At 51.3% G+C, this 23,337-nt stretch carries 21 protein-coding genes; 16 read left to right on the top strand and 5 right to left on the bottom strand.

Annotated elements, in window-relative coordinates; translation table 11 throughout:
• Window positions 1–91: 91 nt before the first annotated feature.
• Entirely contained in the window at window positions 92–1,780 is a 1,689-nt protein-coding gene (locus H8S80_RS04000; RefSeq protein ID WP_117630306.1) for a two-component system response regulator, read from the top strand.
• Here H8S80_RS04000 and H8S80_RS04005 read toward each other — a convergent pair.
• Window positions 1,744–2,226: a GNAT family N-acetyltransferase gene (locus H8S80_RS04005; protein ID WP_117630307.1), complete on the bottom strand. Its 483-nt coding sequence runs from the start codon at window positions 2,224–2,226 to the stop codon at window positions 1,744–1,746. The genes H8S80_RS04000 and H8S80_RS04005 overlap by 37 nt on opposite strands.
• 146 nt (window positions 2,227–2,372) lie before the next feature.
• On the opposite strand from H8S80_RS04005, the gene H8S80_RS04010 reads away from it, so the two are divergent.
• The 12 genes from H8S80_RS04010 to H8S80_RS04065 all read left to right on the top strand — a co-directional run bounded on the left by H8S80_RS04010 (window position 2,373) and on the right by H8S80_RS04065 (window position 15,061).
• Window positions 2,373–3,317, top strand: a complete 945-nt coding sequence (locus H8S80_RS04010; RefSeq protein WP_117630308.1) for a LysR family transcriptional regulator — start codon at window positions 2,373–2,375, stop codon at window positions 3,315–3,317.
• A 44-nt stretch (window positions 3,318–3,361) separates the two neighbouring features.
• Window positions 3,362–3,640, top strand: a complete 279-nt coding sequence (locus H8S80_RS04015) for a type II toxin-antitoxin system HicB family antitoxin (RefSeq protein WP_029466087.1) — start codon at window positions 3,362–3,364, stop codon at window positions 3,638–3,640.
• Window positions 3,641–3,837: 197 nt separating this feature from the next.
• A complete protein-coding gene (locus H8S80_RS04020; protein ID WP_025529359.1) occupies window positions 3,838–5,046 on the top strand; it encodes a COG1470 family protein in 1,209 nt (402 codons plus the stop codon).
• A 36-nt stretch (window positions 5,047–5,082) separates the two neighbouring features.
• Window positions 5,083–6,120, top strand: coding sequence for an ABC transporter ATP-binding protein (locus tag H8S80_RS04025; RefSeq protein ID WP_025529360.1), 1,038 nt, complete (start codon window positions 5,083–5,085; stop codon window positions 6,118–6,120).
• Window positions 6,047–7,087, top strand: coding sequence for an ABC transporter permease (locus tag H8S80_RS04030; protein ID WP_038256639.1), 1,041 nt, complete (start codon window positions 6,047–6,049; stop codon window positions 7,085–7,087). The genes H8S80_RS04025 and H8S80_RS04030 overlap by 74 nt, the downstream gene beginning before the upstream one ends.
• Before the next feature lie 116 nt (window positions 7,088–7,203).
• On the top strand, window positions 7,204–7,893 hold the full coding sequence (locus H8S80_RS04035) for a response regulator transcription factor (protein ID WP_025529362.1): 690 nt from the start codon (window positions 7,204–7,206) through the stop codon (window positions 7,891–7,893).
• The gene (locus tag H8S80_RS04040) at window positions 7,890–9,107 is read left to right on the top strand and encodes a sensor histidine kinase (protein ID WP_117630309.1); all 1,218 of its coding nucleotides are present in this window, start codon (window positions 7,890–7,892) and stop codon (window positions 9,105–9,107) included. The genes H8S80_RS04035 and H8S80_RS04040 overlap by 4 nt, the downstream gene beginning before the upstream one ends.
• Before the next feature lie 273 nt (window positions 9,108–9,380).
• On the top strand, window positions 9,381–11,030 hold the full coding sequence (locus H8S80_RS04045) for an ABC transporter substrate-binding protein (RefSeq protein ID WP_243006262.1): 1,650 nt from the start codon (window positions 9,381–9,383) through the stop codon (window positions 11,028–11,030).
• Between the two features lie 6 nt (window positions 11,031–11,036).
• The gene (locus H8S80_RS04050; RefSeq protein ID WP_117630310.1) at window positions 11,037–12,002 is read left to right on the top strand and encodes an ABC transporter permease; all 966 of its coding nucleotides are present in this window, start codon (window positions 11,037–11,039) and stop codon (window positions 12,000–12,002) included.
• Complete coding sequence (locus tag H8S80_RS04055; protein WP_117630311.1) at window positions 11,999–12,802, top strand: ABC transporter permease; 804 nt, start codon at window positions 11,999–12,001, stop codon at window positions 12,800–12,802. The genes H8S80_RS04050 and H8S80_RS04055 overlap by 4 nt, the downstream gene beginning before the upstream one ends.
• 63 nt (window positions 12,803–12,865) lie before the next feature.
• Window positions 12,866–14,521, top strand: coding sequence for an ABC transporter ATP-binding protein (locus H8S80_RS04060; protein ID WP_117630312.1), 1,656 nt, complete (start codon window positions 12,866–12,868; stop codon window positions 14,519–14,521).
• Window positions 14,522–15,061 (top strand): FmdE family protein, encoded by a 540-nt coding sequence (locus H8S80_RS04065; protein WP_002600187.1) that lies wholly within the window; start codon window positions 14,522–14,524, stop codon window positions 15,059–15,061.
• Between the two features lie 68 nt (window positions 15,062–15,129).
• Here the strand turns inward: H8S80_RS04065 and H8S80_RS04070 are convergent, their stop codons facing one another.
• The 3 genes from H8S80_RS04070 to H8S80_RS04080 form a co-directional block, all read right to left on the bottom strand.
• Window positions 15,130–15,666 (bottom strand): ECF transporter S component, encoded by a 537-nt coding sequence (locus H8S80_RS04070; RefSeq protein ID WP_002600186.1) that lies wholly within the window; start codon window positions 15,664–15,666, stop codon window positions 15,130–15,132.
• An 86-nt stretch (window positions 15,667–15,752) separates the two neighbouring features.
• Complete coding sequence (locus tag H8S80_RS04075) at window positions 15,753–16,343, bottom strand: class I SAM-dependent methyltransferase (RefSeq protein WP_117630313.1); 591 nt, start codon at window positions 16,341–16,343, stop codon at window positions 15,753–15,755.
• Window positions 16,344–16,574: 231 nt separating this feature from the next.
• On the bottom strand, window positions 16,575–17,417 hold the full coding sequence (locus H8S80_RS04080) for a DegV family protein (RefSeq protein ID WP_025529366.1): 843 nt from the start codon (window positions 17,415–17,417) through the stop codon (window positions 16,575–16,577).
• A gap of 332 nt (window positions 17,418–17,749) precedes the next feature.
• On the opposite strand from H8S80_RS04080, the gene H8S80_RS04085 reads away from it, so the two are divergent.
• Window positions 17,750–19,399, top strand: coding sequence for a zinc ribbon domain-containing protein (locus H8S80_RS04085; protein WP_117630314.1), 1,650 nt, complete (start codon window positions 17,750–17,752; stop codon window positions 19,397–19,399).
• A gap of 35 nt (window positions 19,400–19,434) precedes the next feature.
• Here H8S80_RS04085 and H8S80_RS04090 read toward each other — a convergent pair whose 3' ends face one another.
• Window positions 19,435–20,232: an AraC family transcriptional regulator gene (locus tag H8S80_RS04090; protein WP_002600182.1), complete on the bottom strand. Its 798-nt coding sequence runs from the start codon at window positions 20,230–20,232 to the stop codon at window positions 19,435–19,437.
• Between the two features lie 192 nt (window positions 20,233–20,424).
• On the opposite strand from H8S80_RS04090, the gene arfA reads away from it, so the two are divergent.
• A complete protein-coding gene (gene arfA / locus H8S80_RS04095) occupies window positions 20,425–21,942 on the top strand; it encodes an arabinosylfuranosidase ArfA (protein WP_002600181.1) in 1,518 nt (505 codons plus the stop codon).
• Between the two features lie 274 nt (window positions 21,943–22,216).
• Window positions 22,217–23,245: a LacI family DNA-binding transcriptional regulator gene (locus H8S80_RS04100; RefSeq protein ID WP_025529369.1), complete on the top strand. Its 1,029-nt coding sequence runs from the start codon at window positions 22,217–22,219 to the stop codon at window positions 23,243–23,245.
• Window positions 23,246–23,337: the final 92 nt, after the last annotated feature.

A 23,337-nucleotide genomic window follows, 5' to 3' on the forward strand; every position in this document is an offset into this window, starting at 1 on the left:
TCTTTTGGTATAATAAACTGGACCGGTCATGGACAGAGCAGCCGGTGTACCTTTCTGTCCATGGCAGCCCGAAGAAAAGAGGAAATAATACATGCCCGCAAATAAGACTATTCTGGTCGTGGAAGATAATGAAATCAATCGTTTGATGTTAAGTGAGCTGCTCTCTCTGGAATATACGGTTCTGGAAGCGGAAAACGGGCAGCAGGCCCTCGATGTTCTGGAGAAAAGAAAGGATGAGATTTCCCTGATTCTGCTGGACATCACCATGCCTGTGATGGATGGATATACGTTCCTGTCGATTGCGAAGGCCGATCCGGCCCTGGCCTCCATCCCTGTGATTGTCACGACGCAGAGCGACAGCGAGGCGGATGAGGTGGCGGCCCTGTCTCATGGGGCCACCGATTACGTGGCAAAACCATATAAGCCCCAGATTATCCGGCACCGGGTGGCGAGCATCATCCATCTACGGGAAACCGCTGCTATGATCAATCAGTTTCAGTACGACCGGCTTACCAGCCTCTACAGCAAGGAATTCTTCTATCAGCGCGTGAGGGAAACTCTCCGCCAGAATCCGGGGAGGAACTATTATATCATCTGCTCCGATATTGAGAATTTCAAGCTGATTAACGATGTATTCGGTGTGGCCGCCGGAGACCGGCTGTTGTGTGGGATTGCGGATATGTACCGGAGACAGGTGGGAGAACGCGGGATCTGCGGGCGCCTGAGCGCGGACCAGTTCGCGTGCCTGCTGGAATTTGACCAGGAGTTTACGGCGGAGATGTTTATCCGGTCCAGTGATGAGATCAATAAACTTCAGAATGCTAAAAATGTCGCGGTGAAATGGGGTATTTATTCCGTCGAGAGCCAGACGGTGACGGTGGATCAGATGTGCGACCGCGCCCTTCTGGCCGCGCGCAGTATCAAGGGCCAGTACGGAATCTATTTTGCCGCCTACGATGATAAGCTTCGGGATGAACTGCTGCGGCAGCAGGCCATCATAGACAGCATGGAGACGGCTCTGGAAGAAGGCCAGTTTTTAGTCTATCTGCAGCCGAAATACAGGATCTGTGATGAGACCATGGCCGGAGCCGAGGCGCTGGTGCGCTGGAAGCATCCGGAATGGGGATTCCAGTCGCCGGCGGAATTTATTCCATTGTTTGAAAAGAACGGATTTATCACAAAACTGGATCAGTATGTGTGGGATAAGACCTGCTGTTATCTGCGCAGATGGGACGATGAGGGCTACCCGCCCGTGCCTGTCTCCGTGAACGTATCCCGTGCGGATATCTATCACGCGGATATTGCGGATATCATGGTGCGCACCGTCAGTAAATACGGCCTGACGCCTTCCCGGCTCCATCTTGAGATTACGGAAAGCGCCTACACGGAGGACCCGGGACAGATCATCGAGACGGTCAGCCATCTGCGGGAACTGGGCTTTGTCATCGAAATGGACGATTTCGGAAGCGGCTATTCGTCCCTGAATATGCTGAATCAGATGCCGATCGATATCCTGAAGCTGGATATGACATTTATCCGGAGTGAGACGGCGAAACCTGCGGATCAGGGCGTGCTGCAGTTTATTATGGAGCTTGCCCGCCGGATGCACTTAAGCGTGGTGGCAGAGGGCGTGGAGACAAAGGAACAGCTGGATCGTCTCGGCGAGACCGGATGCGACTATGTGCAGGGCTATTATTTTGCCAGGCCTATGCCCGCGGGAGATTTTGAAAGGCTGATGAGGGATCAGATTTCCAGCCGGAAAAAATCACTGTCCTCATAAGGAAAGTCATAAACCACCGGTACGTCCGCTCTCTCTATTTTCGTAAACCCGGCCCTTTCATAAAATTTATGGGCACGGTCCGTATTTTTCGGCGTATCCAGAATCAGCTGCTTCACGCCGTGGGTTCTCGCATAATCCAGAAGAGTTCCGTAAAGCTGTCTGCCCAGGTGGCAGGGGGCGCCCCGGTAGGGCTCATAGACAAAGAATTTTTTCAAAACAGCGGTTCCATCGCCAAACTTCATCAGGCCGATGCTGCCCGCTGTTTTTCCGTTATCCTTTGCCACCCAGAAGTTACCGCCGCCGTCCATATACTTTTCCGGAATACGGCGCAGCTCCGGCTGATCGTCTACCGACACAGACGGGCGGGTTCCATCGTTCTGGCAGTGCAGGACAAGGCGTATCACCTCTTCCCTGTCTTTATCGGAATAGGTTCTGATTTCTATCATAATATCTTACCTCCCTAAAATGATCTGTAAATTCTTGACGTTCCACCTTCTCTATACTATAATAGCGGAAAAAGAAGCTTCGGTCTAATAGATAATAAGAAACTGATAATTCGATATTACTGAACTATTTTGGAAAGGCGCACCATATGGAGCTGAAATACTTAACCACCTTCAAAACCATTCTCGAGACCGGCAGTTTTCAAAAAGCGGCGGAGCGGCTGAATTACGCCCAGTCCACCATCACCCTGCAGATGCAGCTGCTGGAGCAGGAACTGTCTGTCAAGCTGTTTGAAAAAATCGGACGGAGGATGGAGCTGACTCAGGCCGGGGAAGGGCTGCTGCCTTATATCGACGCGGTTTTGGAGGCCGTCCGGCAGATGGAAAATTACGGAAAGTGCGGCCATCTGCTGGCTGGCACCCTGAGAATCGCCATGCCGGAGACGCTGCTGTCGTATCAGATGCACCAGGTCTTAAGTGCGTTTCGCAAACTGGCCCCAGATGTAAAGCTGTCTCTCCGGACGCCCAACTGCTACGAGATACGTGAGCAGATCATCAGCGGCATCGTGGATCTTGGGGTGCATTACGATATCGGCGGTTACGGTGCCTCCCTCGTTGTCGAGAAGCTGCGTGACTACCAGCTGGTTTTAGCAGGCAGCATGGAACTGAAGCAGGAAGCGTGTGATTTCATAACGAAGGGCCAGAGAAAGGATATCTGCCTGCTGACCATGGACAAAAACAGCTTATACCACAGACAGTTTGAGGAATACTTGAGAAAATCAGACATCACCCTGAACGGAGAGATGGAGCTTGTCAGTACGGAAGCCATAAAACGAAGTGTCGCCGGGAATCTGGGCGTCGCCTACCTGCCGCGTTTTACGGTGGAGGAGGAGCTGCGGTGCGGGCTGATCCGGGAGCTTCCCGTTTCCATAGAGAATAACAGGATCACCACGGTATGCACCTATCATAAAAATAAGTGGGTTACGCCGGCAATCGATCTGTTTATCAACCTGCTGAGAGAACAGGCGGCAGCCGGCGGCGTGTACAGTGACGAAGAAGCTTCTGATAAAAATCTGTACAATGGGGCAGAATAAGTATATAATAATACTGTTTATCATATATGCTGGAGGAATTGATTATGACATTTACTTACCCTGCTGTTTTTACGCCCCATAGGGACGATAAGGGATATCATGTGGAATTTCCGGACTTAAAGTGCTGTGAGGCGGACGGACCGGATCTGGAAGATGCTGTGGAGAATGCGAGAGAGGCGGCTTATAACTGGCTCTATCTGGAGGTGGAAGAGGGAACCTACGAGTTTCCAAACCAGACGCATCCGACAGACATAAAGCTGGAAGAGGGAGCCTTCCTGAAATACATTATGGTCACCATAAAGCTCCTGCCCGATAACGATTAATGCGGTCCGACAGCCCGGGAACCTGGCCGGGAGGCTTATAAAAGAGACGGCGGCAGAACGTTGCATGAAAAACGTTCTGCCGCCGTCTCTTTGTTTCACAGTATTTTCAAACTTATTAAAGGTTCATTAAAGGTTTCTTCGATATGATCTTCTTAAGAAAAATACGGATGCCGAAGACGCATCAAAAGGAGGATATTATGGAGGAAGCAATTGTAAGCAAACGAAACGAAAAAAGAAGGGTATGGGCTTTTCTGGCTGTTTTTCTGGCGGCGGCGCTTTTCCTGTTCCTGAATGTACATACGGCGTATGCGGCCGAGGGCCTGAAGCTGAGCACCGATTATCCCGGAATATCCGTTAAGCCCGGGGATAACTTAAATATCCCGGTCACACTGGATAATTACACCGGCTCCGGTCTGGATGCAGATGTTAAAGTGTCCGCCATGCCCGACGGCTGGGAGGGATACCTCCAGGGCGGTAATTACCAGGTAAGCCGCATCCATGTAAAGAACGGCGAGGCCGGAGCAGAAATGACGCTTCATGTAACCGTACCAAAGGAACTAACAGAGGGAACCTACGTAGTCGAGGTAGGCGCCTCCTCGGCAAGCGGCCTCTCCGACACACTGTCCATCTCCTTCCTTGTCAATGAGATGAAGGCGGGAAAGGGAAGCTTTACCTCGGAGTATCCGCAGCAGGAAGGAACCACCGGAACCAACTTCAGCTTCAGCACCACGCTGATTAACAACGGACTGAAGAGCCAGTCCTACAGCCTCTCTTCCAACGCGCCGGCAGGCTGGAACGTGAGCTTCACCCCAACGGGAGAGACCACAAAGGTGGCGGCGATCGAGGTGGAATCCAGCACCAGCAAGGGCATGACCGTGTCCGTCACACCGCCGGAGGGAATCGCCGCCGGGGAATACGATATTTCATGCAGCGCGGTTTCCGCGGAGGAGACTCTCAGCACGGATTTAAAGGTGGTGATCACCGGCAGCTACGGCCTGAAGGTGGGAACGCCGGATGGGCGGCTGAGCTTTGACGCCTATGCGGGAAAAGAATCGGACGTAACCTTGAATGTGACGAATACAGGCAATGTGGATTTACAGGACGTATCCTTAAATTCCTCCCTGCCATCCGGATGGACCGTAACCTATAACCTGGAAAACAACGTGATCCCGTCCATTCCCGCCGGTTCCACGACGGAAGTCATCGCCCACGTAAAACCGGGCTCTGAGGCCATCACCGGAGACTATGTGAATACCTTTACGGCAAAATGTGAGCAGGCGGAATCCAGCGCGGATTTCCGTGTGTCCGTGAAGACCAGCACTATCTGGGGCATCGTGGCGGTCGTAATCATCCTGTGTACCGCAGGCGGACTGGGCTACGTGTTCCGTAAATACGGCAGAAGATAGCCGAAAGGGCTGTCACGCCGGAAAGGGGTCATTGTTATGGACATTGCTGCAAATTATGAAGATGAAATGATGATAAAAACGGACCATTTAACCAAGGCTTACGGGGAAAAGAAGGCGGTCAGCGACCTGTCGCTGTCCATTCGCAGGGGAGAGGTATTCGGGCTTCTGGGGCCCAATGGGGCCGGAAAGACGACCACGACCCTGATGCTCTTAGGTCTGACGGAGCCGACGGCCGGGAGCGCCTCGATCGATGGTAAGGACTGCACCAGACAGGCCATCGAGGTGAAACGGATGGTAGGATATTTACCGGATAACGTGGGCTTCTATTCCGATATGACCGGCCGGGAGAACCTCAGGTTTACGGGGCAGTTAAACGGGCTGCCGAAGAAGGTGATCGAAGACCGGATCGGAGATCTGCTGGAGAAAGTCGGCATGACCGGGGCTGCGGACCAGAAGACGGGAACGTATTCCCGGGGCATGAAGCAGCGTCTGGGGATCGCGGATGTACTGATGAAGGACCCCAAGGTGGTGATCATGGATGAACCGACGCTGGGAATCGATCCGGAGGGGATGAGAGAACTCATGTTTTTAATCCGGAGCCTGGCGGAGGAGGATGGCCGGACCATTCTGATCTCGTCGCATCAGCTCTACCAGATTCAGCAGGTGTGCGACCGCGTGGGCCTGTTTGTAGAGGGGCAGCTGATCGCCTGCGGAAGGATCGACGATCTGGCCGGGCAGATGCGCCGGGAGGGACATTATGTGCTGGAGGCCGCGGCTATCCCGGACGACAGGGGCTTTAAAGAGCTTCTGGAGCACTTGGGAAATGTGGAGGAAATAGAGCGAAGCGGGGATTTCTATGTGATCTATTCCAGCTCGGACTTAAGCCGTGAACTGAACCGAAAGGCGCTGGAGGGCGGCTACAGCCTGTGCCATTTGAGGCAGAGGGGAAATGATCTGGATGAGATCTACCGCACGTATTTTGAGAAAGGAGAGAAGGGAAATGGCAGTCTCAATCAAAGGAAAAGTAAAGGCTTCCTTTCTTTCGGCAGGGAACAGCGCCAGGGAGAGGAGTGACGGTGCGGGCGGAGGCGTCCGTTCGGGAATGAGCGGCATGGGCGCCTTATACCGCAAGGAGATGTCGGACCATATTCACAGCAAACGGTTCCTGATCGTGCTGCTCTTAATCCTTTTAACCAGCTGTGCCAGCATTTACGGAGCGCTTTCCAGCCTCTCCTCGGAGACGGCGTCTGACTCCGGCTACATCTTTTTAAAACTGTTTACATTGAGCGGGAATTCCATTCCTTCGTTCACCTCGTTTATTGCGCTTTTAGGCCCCTTTGTCGGGCTGGCGCTTGGCTTTGACGCCATCAACAGCGAGCGCTCGGAAGGAACCTTAAACCGCCTTGTGGCCCAGCCGATTTACCGGGATGCGGTCATTAACGGCAAGTTTCTGGCCGGAGCCACCATCATCTTTCTGATGGTATTCTCCATGGGACTGATCGCAGGAGCGGTGGGGCTGCTGGCCACGGGAATCCCGCCATCGGGGGAGGAACTGGGACGGGTGCTCGTCCTGCTGTTCTTTACTTCCGTCTATATCTGTTTTTGGCTGGCGCTCTCTATCCTGTTCTCCGTGCTGTGCCGCCATGCGGCCACGTCGGCTATGGTGGTGATTGCGCTGTGGATCTTTTTCGCCCTGTTTATGACGCTGGTCGTCAGCATCGCAGCCAACGTACTTTACCCCATGGGGCAGACGGCGACCGCATCGCAGATTCTGGCCAATTATAACTGCCAGATGAATTTGAACCGGCTCTCCCCGTACTATCTGTACAGTGAGGCGGTATCGACCATCATGAATCCGCAGGTGCGCTCCACCAACATCATACTTCCGCAGCAGCTGTCGGGCGCTATAAATGGATACCTGTCCCTGGGACAGAGTCTGCTGCTGGTATGGCCGCACCTGACGGGCCTGCTGGCATTGACCGCCGTAGTCTTTGCCGTCTCCTATATCAGCTTTATGAGAAAGGAAATCCGGGGACGGTAGGGCGATAAATCGCTGTTTTGTGAATTATCTGTAAAATCCATCGGTGTTCTCTTGCATTCTCCGTAGAATTGAGAGAGAATACAGATGGATTTTTCTGTTATAAGGAGATGAAAAAAATGCGTGTACTGATCGTGGAAGACAACCGGCGGCTGGCGGAATCCATCCGTGACATCCTGAAACACTGGTATGACTGTGATATCTGCGGGGACGGGAATACAGGATACTTTTTGCTCACGGACGGCGGTTATGACGCGGCCGTGCTGGACCTGATGCTGCCGGGAATGGACGGGATCACACTGCTTAAGAAGGCCCGAAAGAGCGGCTGTTCCGTTCCCGTGCTGATTCTTACTGCAAAGAGCGAGATCGACGACCGGGTGCTGGGGCTGGAGAGCGGAGCCGATTATTACCTGACAAAGCCCTTTGACATGCAGGAGCTGCTGGCCGTGATGAAGACGATATTACGGCGCCGGGGAGAGGTGATCCCGGAATGCCTGAGCCTGGGCAACATATCGCTGAACCAGGCGGACTATACGTTAAATGGGCCGGAAAAAAGCATCCGGCTGGGTAAGAAGGAGTATGACCTCCTCCGGATCCTTTTCGTGAACCGCGACATGGTAGTTTCCAAGGAGACGCTCCTTTCGAAGATCTGGGGCAGCGACGGCGAGGCGGTCGATAACAATGTGGAGATATACATCTCATTTCTGAGAAAGAAGCTGGAGTTTTTGAATGCGGATGTGGTGATTGTGACCATCCGCAGACTGGGATACCGGATCATGGAGAAGAATGGAGGAGGCGGACGGGAATGAAGGAGATAAGCAGGCTTCGGATGAAATTTATCTGCTATAACATGCTGATCGTGACGGCGGTCATCGGGATTACCTTCTGTGCGGTGGCATTTGTCATGGAGAAACGGGTCAGCGCGCAGGGAAGGCTGGCGCTGGCGAAGGTGGTGTCGCAGGAGGAGCATCCCTTGATCTTCACCACCCGTTCGCCTGCGCAGACGCCGTATTTCTCCGTTATGGTGGGGGAGGATGGCATGGTGACGCCGTGGGAAGGCGGCTATGAAGCATTTCCGGGACAGGAATTCTTAGAGGAAATGGCGTTTTTGGGAATGGCCGGCGAGGAGGACATGGGGCTTCTGGAGGGCTACCATCTCCGGTATCTGCGGGTCAGCCGCCCCACCGGATATATGATCGCGTTTGCCGACACCTCCTATGAGGACACCCTGCGAAACGGTGTTATGCAGTACGGAGGCCTGGCCTGCGCCGGTATCTGGATCGGTTTCCTGGTGCTGTCCTACTTCTTTTCCCGATGGGCCGTCAAGCCGGTGGAAGAGTCCATACGGATGCAGAAGCAGTTTGTGGCCGACGCCTCCCATGAACTGAAGACGCCTCTGACGGTGATTACGGCTAACACCGAGCTGCTTCAGGAACAGTATACAGGCATATCCACCGAGGCGGATAAATGGCTGGAGCACATCCTTCAGGAATGCAGGGAGATGCGTTTCCTGGTGGAGAGTCTGCTCCTGCTTGCCAAAAATGACGCCCTCACGCCGAAGAAGGGTACCTTCCATCTCTTCAGCCTAAGCGATCTGGTGATGGAAAAGGTGCTGACCTTTGAACCGGTTTTCTATCAGGAGGAAAAGCAGCTGGAGTATCAGCTGGATGAGGAGGTGCAGATGCTGGGCGATCCGGATCAGGTGGGACAGCTGATCAAGGCGCTTTTAGACAACGCGGTGAAATACTCCCTTCCCAAAGGGAAAACCGTGGTGAGGCTGGAGGCGGCAGGCAGAAAACGGGCAAAGCTCTGGGTGAACAGCCAGGGAGAACCCATACCGGAAGAGAAACGTTCCCTGATCTTCCGGCGTTTCTACAGAGGAGACAGCGCCAGAAGCAGCTGCAGCGGCTACGGCCTGGGACTGGCTATCGCCGCGGAGACGGCTGGAAAACACAGAGCAAAGATTGGAATGGAATACCGGGATGGAATGAACTGTTTCTATTTGACCGTGAGAAGAAGATGAGAGAGGAGGGAAATCCGCCTCTCTCTTTTTAGGCAAACGATTGTGTAAAAAATCTGGAAAGTTTGACTAATCTATGATAAACTATTCCTAACGTCATCATGAAGATGAAGCTTAATACCATGAAGGATATCGCACCGCTTTGCAGGTGCCTGCTTTCGTGGCTTTTTTTATGTCAGGCGGAACGGTCCGGTGAGACGGGCCTTTCATCATAATCGCCGCAGTAAAGACAGCTGGGAAGGGTACAAATACAGGAGAGATAAGATGGAGGAAGCAATGAGATCAAGAAAATTAGTGAGCTTTATGTTTGGAGCCATGATGGCGATGGCCGCAGTAACCGGCTGCGGAAAGCAGGGGACGCCGGCGGCGGGGACGTCGGTACAGGCGTCAGAATCAGTGAATCATACAGAACAGGCTGCTGAGGCGGAGAACGGGGATACGGAAGGCCGGACGAAACAGGGCCATCTGGTGGAGACGCTCAAGCTGGCGGGAGGGACGGACTGGGGAGCTCCCAGCCCTTATTTAAACGCATCCCGCGGCCCGGGAAGCGCCAAGATGAATCTGGTGTTTGCAAGCCTGATCGACGAAGATGAGACGGGAGATATTCCATGGCTTGCCCAGTCCTGGGAAATGAACGGCAGTGACTATACGTTTACCCTGTTTCCCGATACAAAATTCCACGACGGTACGCCTCTGACGACAGAGGATGTCGCCTTTACCATAGACTATTTCAGGGAACACCCGCCGGTATCCAACTCGCTGGGAGCGGGAGACAGCTTCCTGATCGACCATTACACCGTTGTGGACGACCGCACGATTACCATCACGGTAAAAGAGGCCGCTGCGGATACGCTGAGCAGCATCGGTTCGTTTGTGATTATTCCCAGACACGTGTGGGAGAAGGTGGAAGATCCGAACACCTACACGGGCGACGGATATTTGACGGGCAGCGGAGCATACCGGTGTACCGCCTATGACGGGGCCACCGGAAGCTATGAATTCACCGCGTTCGATGACTTCAAGGGCGGAAAACCGGCAGCCGACCGCGTGCTGTTTGTTCCTGTCAGCGATCCCCTTCTGGCATTTGAAAATCACGAGATCGACATCACCGGCATGCCGGCTGATTTAAAGGATAAATACTTAAGCGATCCGGGGATCGGTGTGGTGGAAAAAGCCAATGACATGGGTTACAAGCTCCTGATTAATTTTGAAAAATGTCCCGGTTTTCTCGATCTGGACCAGAGAAAGGCTGTGTATGCGGCCCTGGACCGTCAGGCGGTCGTGGACAAGGTATTCCGCGGAGCCGGAAGCGTGGGAAGCGCGGGATACGTTCCGCAGGGAAGCCTTTATTACAACGATCACGTTGTGGCCTACCCATACGATCCGGAAAAAGCGAAGTCCGCACTGGAGAGTAAAAACTATGAAGTGACCCTTCTGGCGGCCGACAGCGGCTCCGATGTGGATATAGCAGAGCTTATCAAACAGGATTTGGAGGCGGCCGGTGTAAAAGTGACGGTTGCAGCCTACGATTCGGCTTCCCGTGATGAGATGGTCCATGCGGGAAACTATGAATTTGCGCTGGTAGGCAATGGCGGCTGGGGCAATAATCCGCCGAAATATATGAGAACCATTTTCTCCGACCGTTCGAAGAATAAGGGAGGTAATCCGCACAGCATGGGACCGATCGGCTACAGCAGCGATGAGATCACGAAGCTGGCCGAGGACCAGATGAAGGAAGTGGATTTCGAGGCCCGCAGACAGATGTTTCAGGATCTGGAGTATCTGGTCAGCGAGGAAGTCCCGCTGATCGTCATTGCAAATCAGTCCTCCTACTCCATGTACCGCAAGGATTATTACGACGGCTGGATGAAGACGTACGCGTATCAGCAGACGGAACAGACCCGTCTGTCCTACATGGAAAGATAAACGTTTATGAGAAAACGAATCACACTATTTATCTGTACCTTTCTGGTGATTTACCTGTTTGACTTTTTCATTCCACGCCTGATGCCGGGAGATCCGCTTCTGTATACCTCATCGGTTTCCGGCGAGGACATGGATACCGAGTATTCGAAAGAGCAGCTGGATCAGATGAGGGCGTATTACGGCCTGGATCGGCCGCTCGCTGAGCAGTTGGCACAGACAGTCAGGAAAAATCTGACCGGAGATCTTGGATTGAGCATCCATTACAAAAAGCCGGTGACTACTGTGCTTAAGGAACGCCTGCCCTGGAGCCTTTCTGTCATGGGCGTGTCGTTAATTCTGAGCCTGGTGACCGGTACGGCGCTGGCGCTGTTTGGAATGCAGAAAAAAAGGTTCGACCGGGCGGCCTTTCGGATATTATCTGCCCTTACGGAGGTGCCCGCCTATTTGGTCGGGCTGCTGCTCTTATTTCTGGTGGCGGCAAAGGTTTCATGGCTGCCTCTGTCGGGCGGGGCGACGGCATTTGCCAGATACGAGACGGGCGGGGAGAAGGCGTGGGATCTGATCTCCCATGGCTTTCTGCCGGTGCTGTCCCTCGTTATTGTGATGTTTCCCGGATTTTACTTCACGGCGAGAGCCAGCTTCCTGGAGGTGATGTCGAAACCGTATCTCATGAATGCCAGGGCCAAGGGGCTGAAAGCGGGAAGAATCCGATGGAGCTACATATTCAGAAACGGTATGACGCCGATTGTGGTTCGTTTTTTCCTGAATGTCGGAACCGCGGTTGGCGGTACACTGCTGATCGAAAATGTATTTGCTTATCCGGGGCTGGGGCTGGTGATGCGGGAAGCCGTGCGGTACAGGGACTATACGATGATACAGGGATTTTTTCTGCTGTCAACGGTTCTGGTGCTCACCAGCCTGTTTCTGGCGGACGTGCTGAACGCAGGGATTGACCGGGAGGAATTGAGATGAAACGAATCAGAAGGTATTTCATCCTCCTGCTTCTTCTGGCGGCTGTCTGCCTGTATGGCCTGACACTGTACCCCCACAGCCCGGTTAAGTCTTCCGGCGCCTCCCTGGAAGCGCCGTCGGCCATCCACTTTCTGGGAACGGACAACCTGGGAATCGATATTTTTGCCCAGCTGTCAAAGGGATTTTATCTGAGCATGATGACGGGAGTGACAGCGGCCGCCTGCTCCTTTGCCGCAGGCGGACTGTTCGGCGTATGCGCGGGATACTGCGGAAAAAGGACTGATGCGGTCCTCTCCTTTATTACCAATGTGTTTCTGTCTGTTCCGCAGCTTCCGGTTATGATTGTGATCGGAGCGTTCTGGGGACAGAGTATCTGGAATATCATTCTGATCGTCTCGGCCTTCTCCTGGGCATCCATTGCAAAACAGGTGCGCGCCAAGGTGATGTCCGTAAAGAACAGGAAATACGTGGTGCTGGCAAAGAGCTACGGCGCCAGTCCGTGGTATATTGTGAGAAAGCATATGCTGGGTGAAATACTTCCGCTGCTCTTAGTCAATGCGGCTGCAGTTACCGGCAGGACCATCATCCAGGAGTCTTCCCTGGCGTATCTGGGGCTGTCCGATCCCCTTGCGAAGTCCTGGGGGCTGATGATACAGAATGCATCCTCCTTTACGGGAATCTATTTCACCAATTACTGGACGTGGTGGCTGATCCCGCCGGTGGCAATGCTGGTGCTCACAATTCTCTGCTTAAGGCTGTTGTCACAGGCTCTGGAGGAGTGGCTGCTGCGGGAGGAATGAGACGGAAAATGAGAAATTAACAGGAACAGAGCAGCAAAAACATAAATATAAAATGAGGGAAATATGAGTGAAGTTCTGAATGAAATTCTGAATGTACAAGGTCTGTCTGTGGAATATCCCGGATTTACGCTGGGCCCATGCTCTTTTTCCATGAAGAGAGGGGAGATTCTGGCGGCAGCCGGAGAGTCGGGAAGCGGCAAGACGACGCTGGCCCGGGCGCTGTCCCGTCTGCTGGAGGAGGACGCGGCTGTGGCGGGTGAGGTGGTCATAGCCGGCAGTTCCCTGTATGAGAAGAAAGAGGAGGAAGTGCGCCGGATTCGGATGGAACTGTTTTCCATCGTCTTTCAGAATTCGGGAGAATGGCTGAATCCCTCCATGAGGCTGAGAGAGCAGCTCCGGGAAACGCTGATTAAAAAATATCCGGCCAGAGAGCACCGGGAGCGCATGAAAACACTGATGGAAATGGTGGGGCTGGAGGAAACGGACTTAGAGCGCTACCCGGACCAGCTATCCGGAGGGATGGCGCAGAAGTTTTTACTGGCCAATGCTATGGCACTGACACCGGAAATGGTGATTTTAGATGAGCCGACAAGTTCCATGGATGCCAATTCCAGAAAAGCGTTTATCGATCTGATCCGCAGGATTAACCGGGAACACGGGACTGCATTTCTGATCATCACCCATGATCTGCGCCTGGCCAGGGAGCTGAGCAGCAGGATTATGATCCTGTACGGAGGCATGGTGGAAGAGGCGGGACTGACGGAAAAGGTTCTGGAGCGGCCGAAGCATCCCTACACCCAGGGGCTCTTAAGGGCCTCCATGGATTTAAATCTCCTGAAGGATATCTGGGGGATCAGGCCGGCAGAGGAAGAGGGGCTGGGAGGCTGTCCGTTTTTCGGAAGATGCTGTCAGAGACTGGATATCTGCCGGACGAAAAGGCCTTCTCTCACGGAAAACGGCGGTGGCTGGCAGGTAGCCTGCAACCGGGGCGGCATTGTAACGCTGATGGAGGCGCAGCACATCGGTAAGCGGTATGGGAAGCAGGACGTACTGCGGGACGCCAGTCTGGAGATAGAACACGGAGAGTTTATCTCCCTGGTAGGAAAATCAGGCGTTGGGAAGACGACGCTTTCCAGAATACTCGGCGGATATATGGATGAATTTGAAGGAAATGTGCTGTATGACGGTAAAACCGCCGACTATAAACAGCTTCATAAGAGCAGTCATGGTGTCCAGATGGTATTTCAGGACAGCAATGAATCCGTGAATCCCTCCATGACTGTCCGGGAAGCGGTAAGCGAGCCTTTATTTCTGTCCGGCCAGGCTGACGCAGATACGGTGAAGGACCGGATCGAACAGGCGCTTCGTGATGTGGGACTGCCGTCTGAGGCGTATTTCCTCAATACCAGAGTGAAGAAGCTGTCCGGAGGGCAGAAACAGAGAATCTGTATCGCAAGGGCGCTGACCATGGAACCGGCGCTGATGATTGCGGACGAGCCCACTTCCATGCTGGATCCGTCGAGCAAGGCCAATGTGCTGCGTTTTCTGAAGGGGCTTCAGAACAGCAGAGGATTCAGCATACTGATGGTGACTCACGATTTAACCTGCGCGGCGAAGGTATCAGACCGCATTTATCTGTTAAAGAATGGAAGACTGCAGCCGTTTGTCCCTGTTGCGGACCGGATTGAGTGCAGTATTTATCAAATGGAGGAATTTTAAATGAAAGCAGAAGAGAAGAAAGAATTATGGGAACAGTGTGCAAAATTTCATGGTCACGTGTGCGGCGGACTGACAATCGGATATAAAGCGGCCTTATACGCAATGGAGCTTTTGGAACTGGGATTTTCCGAGGACGAGGAAGTGGTATGTATTTCCGAGAATGACGCCTGCGGCGTGGACGCTATCCAGGTTGTGCTGGGATGCAGCATTGGAAAGGGGAATCTGCTGTTTCATATGAGGGGAAAGCAGGCGTTTTCCTTTTATAACCGGAAAACAGGGAAGTCCGTCCGACTGGTGTTAAGAGAACGTCCGGATTTTGCGTCGAAGGAAGAGTCTTTTGCGTATCTTCAGAAGAGGGAACCGGAAGACTTATTTGACGTGAAAGAGGCTGTCTGCCATATTCCGGAAAGGGCCAGGCTGTTCCGGTCCTGTCCCTGCGACTGCTGCAAAGAGACCACCGCGGAACACATGATGCGGCTTCAGGACGGAAAGAAGCTTTGCCTGGACTGCTGGAAAGAGTATGACAGGTTCCGGGTCTAGAACAGAAAAATACAATGCCATGACAACAGGCCATACCGGTAATCTGGCGCCTGCTGTCATGGCATTTTTTATGCTGTCACTCGTCTCGTAGAAAAGAATCCGGCTTTCTGCAGTGCGACGACCATGACCGGTATGAGAATCAGCTGGATGACGATCCCCGGCAGCGCGGTAATGAAAGAACCGGTAACCCAGACCTGAAGCGAGTACTGGCCTGCGCGGAAGATCAATCCGTTCAAAAGTCCGCTTACAATTCTTCCCGACACCATAGCGGCAATTAAAGAGAGATAGATACTGGCCAGCGGTTTCTTAACCGGCAGCTTTTGAATCAGCAGGCCGGAAATCAGTCCATAGACTGCAAGCTCCGCTGTCATGCCCGGCAGGATGGCCATGGGCGGCATGCCGGTGACAAAGCTTGAAATCAAAGGAGCCAGAATGCCGCAGAGCAGACCGTATAACGGGCCGCAGAGCAGACCGCATAAGAGTACCGGAATATGCATGGGCAGAAAAATGCTTCCGGCATTCGGAATACTGTGAAATGCAATGGGCAGCACGACTCCGAGAGCCACGCAGGCCCCGGAAATAGTAAGTTTTACTGTCTGATTCATAAAAATACCTCCTCAAAATAAAAAAGCACGAAGATCTAAACTTATTCATTAAGTTTACGATGTCTTCGTGACATGAATTTCGTGTTTTATTTTCTTGTTAATTTCATGTAATACAGCCGATCACTGTCTTCCCAGTCTGTAAGTGAAAAATACTTGCCATATGGCTCATACTCTTCCAGGGGGGATTTCAGAGGGATTGAAATCATCTCGCAGGCGCCGCTGTCATGATGAATCTGATTGATGAAATCTTTTCCGCTGCTGTGCGCGATCACGACGGTTCCATCTGCGGGAAGCAGATGAGAAAGCTTTTTTGCCAGAGCCGTTTTGTCTAAAAGATGGGGATATGCATTAAAGATAAATACAGCGTCGGGAACCGGTAAGTCAGCAGTGAGAATATCATCACAGAGAAAGGAAATGCGGCTGTCATACTCCCAGCGCAGGCGGTTAAGCCGTATCATCTCGTCAGACAAATCCAGCTCCAGAAGCCGGCTTGGATTCGTGCTTAAGAGATGAGGAACCATGACACCCTTTCCGCACCCTGCATCAAGGATGATACGATTTTCGGAAAGCGCGGAACGGCGGACGATCTCATCACGGACAGGGACCAATTCATCCTCATCCATCCAGTCCGGCGCAAGTCGGTTAAAGAAATTCCTTATTACATTACGGTTATTCAATTTTTCACCTCCTTTGTTTCGATATAAGAAACTGTCTTCTCTTGGAGGAAACAACTTGTCTTCGTGACAATCATTGCTCTAAGTATAAAGAAGCAGATGGGGATTGTCAATGAAAATGGAAGATTATGTATAAAGATAATTGCTGAGAGCAGGAGAATAAAAAAATCCCCGGTTCTTGGCTTGAGACCGGGAATTTTTATTTGTCTGCTTATATTCAATCTTATGTGTGTTTTATAATTTAAGCGCGCCAATCCCAACCAATCCGGGACCGGTATGCACGGCCAGAGAGGCAGTTATGGCCTTTTCCATGATCAGCGTTCCCTGGGGAATACCGGCGAGCAGTTTCGGCCGCAGTTCTTCAGCCGCTTCTTTTCCGTCACCGTTTAAGAGGGCGGTGAGGCAGGGGCCGTCGCCCGCGAAGGCCTTTACTTCCGCCAGAAGTCTGGAAAGTCCCTGTCTGGAACCCCGGATTTTGGCGACTGTATAGTAGACACCTTCTTCATTACAGGAGATAATCGGCTTTAAATTCAGCATGCTGCCTACGACTGAGGTGACAAGCCCGATCCGGCCGCCTTTGCGCAGATAGGTCAGTGTATCCATGTAATAAAATATCTTGCATTCCTTCACTTTCTTCGGCAGTGCCTCGGTCAGCTCATCATAACTCATGCCTTCCTCCAGCTTCATAGCCGCCCATAGCGCCAGAATTCCCGCGCCGAAGGAGACACTTCTGGTATCCAGAACAAAGGAAGTCAGTTCCTGTTCTTCACCGAGCACGTGGCTGACCGTATTATACGTACCGCTAAGGCCGCTGGAAATGGAAAATGCCAGCACATGAGTATAGCCCTCCGCTTTCATTTCCTCCACCATATTTTTAACGTCCTGTGGACTTGGCGTGGAGGTAGAGGGGATCTCCTTTGGAAATCTCTGATAAATCGTTTCCGGAAAAATATCAACTCCGTCAACGTAATCCTTCTCCGGGTAAATAATGTGAAGGGGCATAACCTTCATATGATATTTTTGAACCAGCTCGTCAGAAACGTCACAGCCGGAATCAATCAAAATAGCAGTCTTCATATTGGAACCTCCATATGTAGTAATCAAAACTATATAATCCAGTATCTCATAAGAACGCCGCTGTGTCAATAAAATCTTCCTGTTTTTCTGCATTTCTGTCCATATAATTCTCTAATTTGCAAGAGAAACTTAATACTTCCCCGTCAGTGAATATAGTATACTTAATATCAATGCCGGGCAGACATGCCTGTTCATTCATTTGGCGGCTGCCGCGGCGGCGAATATTCCGCCGCTTATGGTGAAATATGATTTTATTACTTACGGTAAGACAGGACTTTATTATGATAGAAGCATTCAGATTACACATGGAATAATACGAAAGGATTGATGGTATGATCTGCCCGAAATGTGGACATGAAACATCAGGAAACTACTGCAATAACTGCGGAGAACCGCTGAGCACCGGTTATTTAATGGAATCGGCTGAGGAATATGAGATAAGAAAACGGCTGTCAGAGGAGTTGGCGGGCCTGGAAGAACAGGCCGCCGCAAGCACACCGCCGGTTATGGAAGGACAAAAGAGCCGGGGGGATTGGACGGTTAAGAGCGAGCGATCAGAGGAAAAGCTTTTAACGGAAGAATGGTTAAACACAGAGGAACCGCCATTTATAAAAGAACGAATGGAAAGTGATGGCGAGGCGTATGTGGACGATGGAACGAATGCGGACAATAGAATGTATATGGGCAATGGTTCATATTTGGATAACCGGTATGATACAGATGATCCGGAATTTTTGGCTGGACAGTCATATGGAGACGACCAATCCTACGCAGATGATCGAGTATATGCGGACGACCAGCCTTTTACAGACGACCAGTCACTCACAGAATCCCAGTCTTTCAATCCGGCGAAATCAATCATCGGAGCACTGGCCCTCCTAAAGAGTCGTCATTTTACAGAAGCCTCTTCAAATGCAGAAGATCAGCAGTCCTATGAGAACCAGACTGATGATACCAACCTCTTAAACAACCGGGGCAGGCGTAATTCTCTTAACGATACAGAGACAGACGACAACGAAAGCTATCAGCCGAGGAACAGAAAGTCGGAAAAACAGAAGCCCAAAGAGAAAACACCAAAGCCTAAAAAGTCCAAAGAAGGCTCTGAGGGACGAAAAGCAGAATCGAAAGGTGAGCGAAAAGAGCAGCAGAAAAAGGAAGCCCGAATGAAAAAGCTGGAGGGCGAGGTAGAACGCCTGCGCAGCAGCCAGGAGAACGGCAGTCAAGAGAATGACAGTCGGGAAAAGGTACGGCCGGTTTCACGCGGAATGGCAGGGCGAAAAGCACAGAGAGAAGAGAGCTGGGACTGGGACGGCGGGGAACGCAGTAGTTCGGCATACAGCGGGCTGCCCCGGGGAAAGAACCAGAGAAGCCGATCTATGCGCGGTAATGCAGACTCCAGGGTAAGCCGCGATTTCGACATACCGGATTCAGAAACCCGTATAATCGAAAAGACAGACAAGGACGGCGTCAGTTTTGGCGATGTGGTGGTAAAAAGCATGGTGACAGCCACTGTAATCATCTCCAGAGTGATGCAGCTGGCCTCCTTTCTCCTGATGGCGGGTATGGTGTTCCTTATGGCACAGTCATTCTGGGAACACGGCCAGGCGCTGGGGGATATCCGGTTCATGGCGGCGGAGTCCAACTACGGAATGGCTCTCTACGTCGGCTTTGCAGGAATCACGCTGTTTATGGGGCTCATCTGGTGTCTCTGGATTCCCTCAAAAACGGGAGCGGGAGGCGGCATGCGCATGAAGAAATACGATACGGGAAGAGGCTTTGTGCCGTTTCTTCTCTGCATGGCGGCAGTCGTGGCGGCGGCAGTGGTCCTGCCGGAGATACCGGCTGAAGCCGAGGCGTGGAGAGGGATGGCAAAAGGCGCAGCCGCGGCCATGGAGGCCGTGAATTCCCATCGTGATATTCTATTTCTCGGCAGCACTGCCGGAGCGGTTCTTTCTCTGGTGAGAAAGCTGCTCCGGGTCTGAGCCGTTTCGCCGCAGCACTCTTAAATATACGAATTCTATGGCAAACAATTTTCTTTCCATCTGCGGGCGTACTCCTTAGGAGAACACCCGCATTCTTTTTTAAAATACCGGGAAAAGTGGGTGATATCGGAAAATCCACATTGCCGGGCCGCCAGATTAATCGGAAGCGCCTCATTTGTGAGCAGATTCTTGGCTTTTTCCAGGCGGACGGAGAGAAGGTCTGCATGAGGGGTACTCTGGAAAAATTTCTGGTAACAGGCAAAAAACTGACTCTTCTCCAGGTTTGCCCTGCGGCACAGATCTTCTGTCGTCCAGGGCTTTTCATAGTTACGGAGCATATCGAGACGGAGACTTAAGAAGATCTCATACAGCTCCCGGTTCTCCACAATGTCAGTATTCTCTCCGGCCATGGCCCGGGCTATGGCAATAAACATCTCATTCAGCAGAAAATATTCTTTTTCCTCCGCAAATGGGCGGGATGCGATCCGTTCTTCCTGAAGCTCTCTGATGTACTCATCGATTTCATCGGGATTTCCAGGATAAAAAATGGAGTTTAACGGAATTTTAAAGCGTTCGATGAGCGTATCGGAGCACGAAAAATGGATATAACTGTTCCGGAATTTTTGAACAGCCTCATAGTGCTGCATGGTCTGAGGCGTATACAGGATGCAGGCATTTTCCCGGGCCAGTGTGAGTTCTTTATTCAAGTAGAATTTCATCGGAGTTTTCAGCAGCAGGAATAAGTGGTCACCGCTGCCTCCCGGTCGGTAAATCCTGTCTTTTGGCGGATTCTGCCGGTTGTATTCACAGAAATGTATTTCAAAATTGAGCATGGCCCTTCCTCCTGATTCTGATTCCCTTACATCTGCCGTCTGGTCGTTTCGTTTCATTCTTTATAGGATGATAACAGTATAAACATAATCGGAGAAAAAATCAAATGCTTCGGAGAAAAGTCACTGGTTTTTTCTCCTGGACCTGATAAGATATGAGTAAAGAATATACAGTTAAAAAAGGAGAATGACAGAATGAAAAAAGCAGAAATTATCATTGATAAGTATTTCCTGACAGGCAGTGTTGATAAGAGAATATATGGTTCCTTCATTGAACATCTGGGACGTGCCGTTTACGGCGGTATCTACCAGGAAGGGCTTGCCTCCTCCGACGAACAGGGCTTCAGAAAAGATACTCTGGAACTGGTAAAAGAGCTGGAGGTGCCGATTGTGCGCTATCCGGGCGGCAATTTCGTATCGGGCTTTCACTGGGAAGACAGCGTAGGACCGAAGGCACTAAGACCTGCAAGAACCGATCTGGCATGGAGAGTGATTGAGACAAATCAGTTCGGACTGAATGAATTCGCAGACTGGTCCAAGAAGGCCGGGAGTGAGATGATGATGGCAGTCAACTTAGGAACGAGAGGTCCGGAGGACGCGAAAAATCTGCTGGAATACTGTAATTTTGAGGGCGGCACCTATTACAGTGATTTGAGAAAATCTCACGGCTACGCAAAACCTCATGATATCAAGCTGTGGTGCCTGGGCAACGAGATGGACGGAAAATGGCAGATGGGTCATAAGACAGCGGGAGAGTACGGAAGAATCGCTTCAGAGACGGCCCGTATGATGAAGTGGCTCGATCCGGAGATTGAGACAGTGGCCTGCGGCAGCTCCAGCCTGACCATGCCTACGTTTGGAGACTGGGAGTACCAGGTTTTAGACGAATGCTATGACGAAGTGGATTATTTATCCCTGCATCAGTATTACGGAAACCGCAGCGACGACACGGCAGATTTTCTTGCCTGCTCCAAGGGAATGGATGACTTTATCTCGGGAGTCGTATCAATCTGTGACGCGGTGAAGGCTAAAAAGCACGGCGGAAAGAACATCAATTTATCCTTTGACGAGTGGAACGTGTGGTATCACAGCAACGAGCAGGACAAGGAAATCAAGGCGTGGGATCAGGCGCCTCACCAGCTGGAGGATGTCTATAACTTTGAAGACGCGCTTCTGGTAGGAAGCATGCTGATCACCATGCTGAGACATGCGGACAGAGTGAAGGTCGCCTGCCTGGCCCAGCTGGTCAATGTAATCGCACCGATCATGACATCGGATACAGGCGCCTGGCGTCAGACCATATTCTATCCATATATGCACGCCAGCGTCTATGGGAAAGGCACCGTTCTGATGACTCAGATCAAGGCCCCGGTATATGAGAGCCGGACCTATGGCACCGTATCCACCCTGGACTGTGTATGCATCTGGGATGAGGAGGCGGAGGCCGTAACGATTTTCGCGGTTAATAAAGATCTGGAGGACGATGCAGAAGTCTCCTGTGATTTCCGTCAGTTTGAAGGGTATCAGGTGGAGGAACATATCGTTCTGACCCATGACGATATGAAAGCAGTCAACACAGAAGCAGCGCCGGATACGGTGAGCCCGATCCATTCAGAAGCTTCTAAACTGGAGAACGGTATTTTCTCCACTGTTTTCGGCAAACACAGCTGGAACGTAGTACGTTTGGTAAAGAAGCACGAAACAGTGAAATAATAACAGAATTATGAAACAGTGAGATAATAACAGCACGAACAGAAGGAGCCGGAGACCCATTTGCCGGTTCCTTTCTGCATGCATGGAAGAGAAAAACAAGGGGCGATAGTCGAAAAAAGTGAGTCAAGTAATTTGTAGAATATGCACAAATAAAAAATACTTTTTTGTAGAAAAATCATATTGTGTACAATTTCTCTTTTTGTTATTATAAGTCCAGGAACTTTGAAAACGCTTTCAAAAATGAATGCAAAACATGACAGCATTGAGGTAAAACATGACAGCATCGATTTACGACGTAGCAAAGCGGGCGGGAGTTTCTATCTCAACCGTTTCCAGGATTTTGAATAACAGCGCCAACGTAAGTGATAAGAAGGTACAGGCCGTAAAAGAGGCGATGGAATATTACCAGTATGAACCGAATCAGTTCGGAAGAGGACTGGTGAAGCAGAGGTCCAATATGATAGGAGTCTATACTCCATTTCACTCCGGATCGGTGTTCGAATCCTCCTACACTCTGGAATTGTTAAAGGGAATCGAGAGGGTTCTGACAAGACATAATTACAGTATGGTATTGATCAGTGAGTCGGAGGAATACTCAAACCGGGTGAAGGGGAGTCCGCGTTTCATGGAGTATGTCAGGCAGAGAAGGATTGACGGTCTTCTCTTAAGCGGGCTAAACGGCAAATCCATGGATGAAGAGGCGCTGAAACAAATCCTGGATGAAGAGTATCCCGTGGTATACATAGGGAAAAAGTTTCACAAGAAGGGAATTAATGTTTACGCTCAGTACGAAAGCTATATGCATCAGATGATTGAAACGCTGTATGCAGACGGGCACCGGAAGATCGTCCTCTATTTTTACACGACTCATGAGAATTATCTGGCCGGCATTGTAAAAAAGGCAAAAGAAGAGCTGGAAGAACTGGAACTGATTCCGATCGCGCTCTCACATATGACGGATATCCGGCCGGACCTTATTGCAGATTTCAGAAAGTATGTAATAGGCGGCGGCTGTACCGCTATCTGTTCGCCGGGCATTGAGACGACCCAGATTATATTGAGTGTGTGCGGAGAGCTGCGGCTTTCTGTGCCGGAGACCGTGTCGATCCTGTCCGTTGAACATAAGAGTGGCGAAGGGCGGCGGTTGTTTCCCCAGATTTCAGCGTTCTTTGTACCCGCGAAGGATATGGGCAGCGGAGCGGCAGAGCTTCTGCTGGACATGATAGAAGACCGCCCGCTGGAGGAGACCTCCAGGGAATATGAAACAAAGTTTTTTGACAGAGAATCAATAAGGCAGCTTTAAAGAGCAGCCTTTTGATCGCTCTTTTTTGAAAGCGTTTTCTGAAAGCGTTTTCAAAACAATGATGGATGTACAGCACGCCACAAAGGTATTCG

The organism is Hungatella sp. L36 (genome assembly GCF_014288035.1).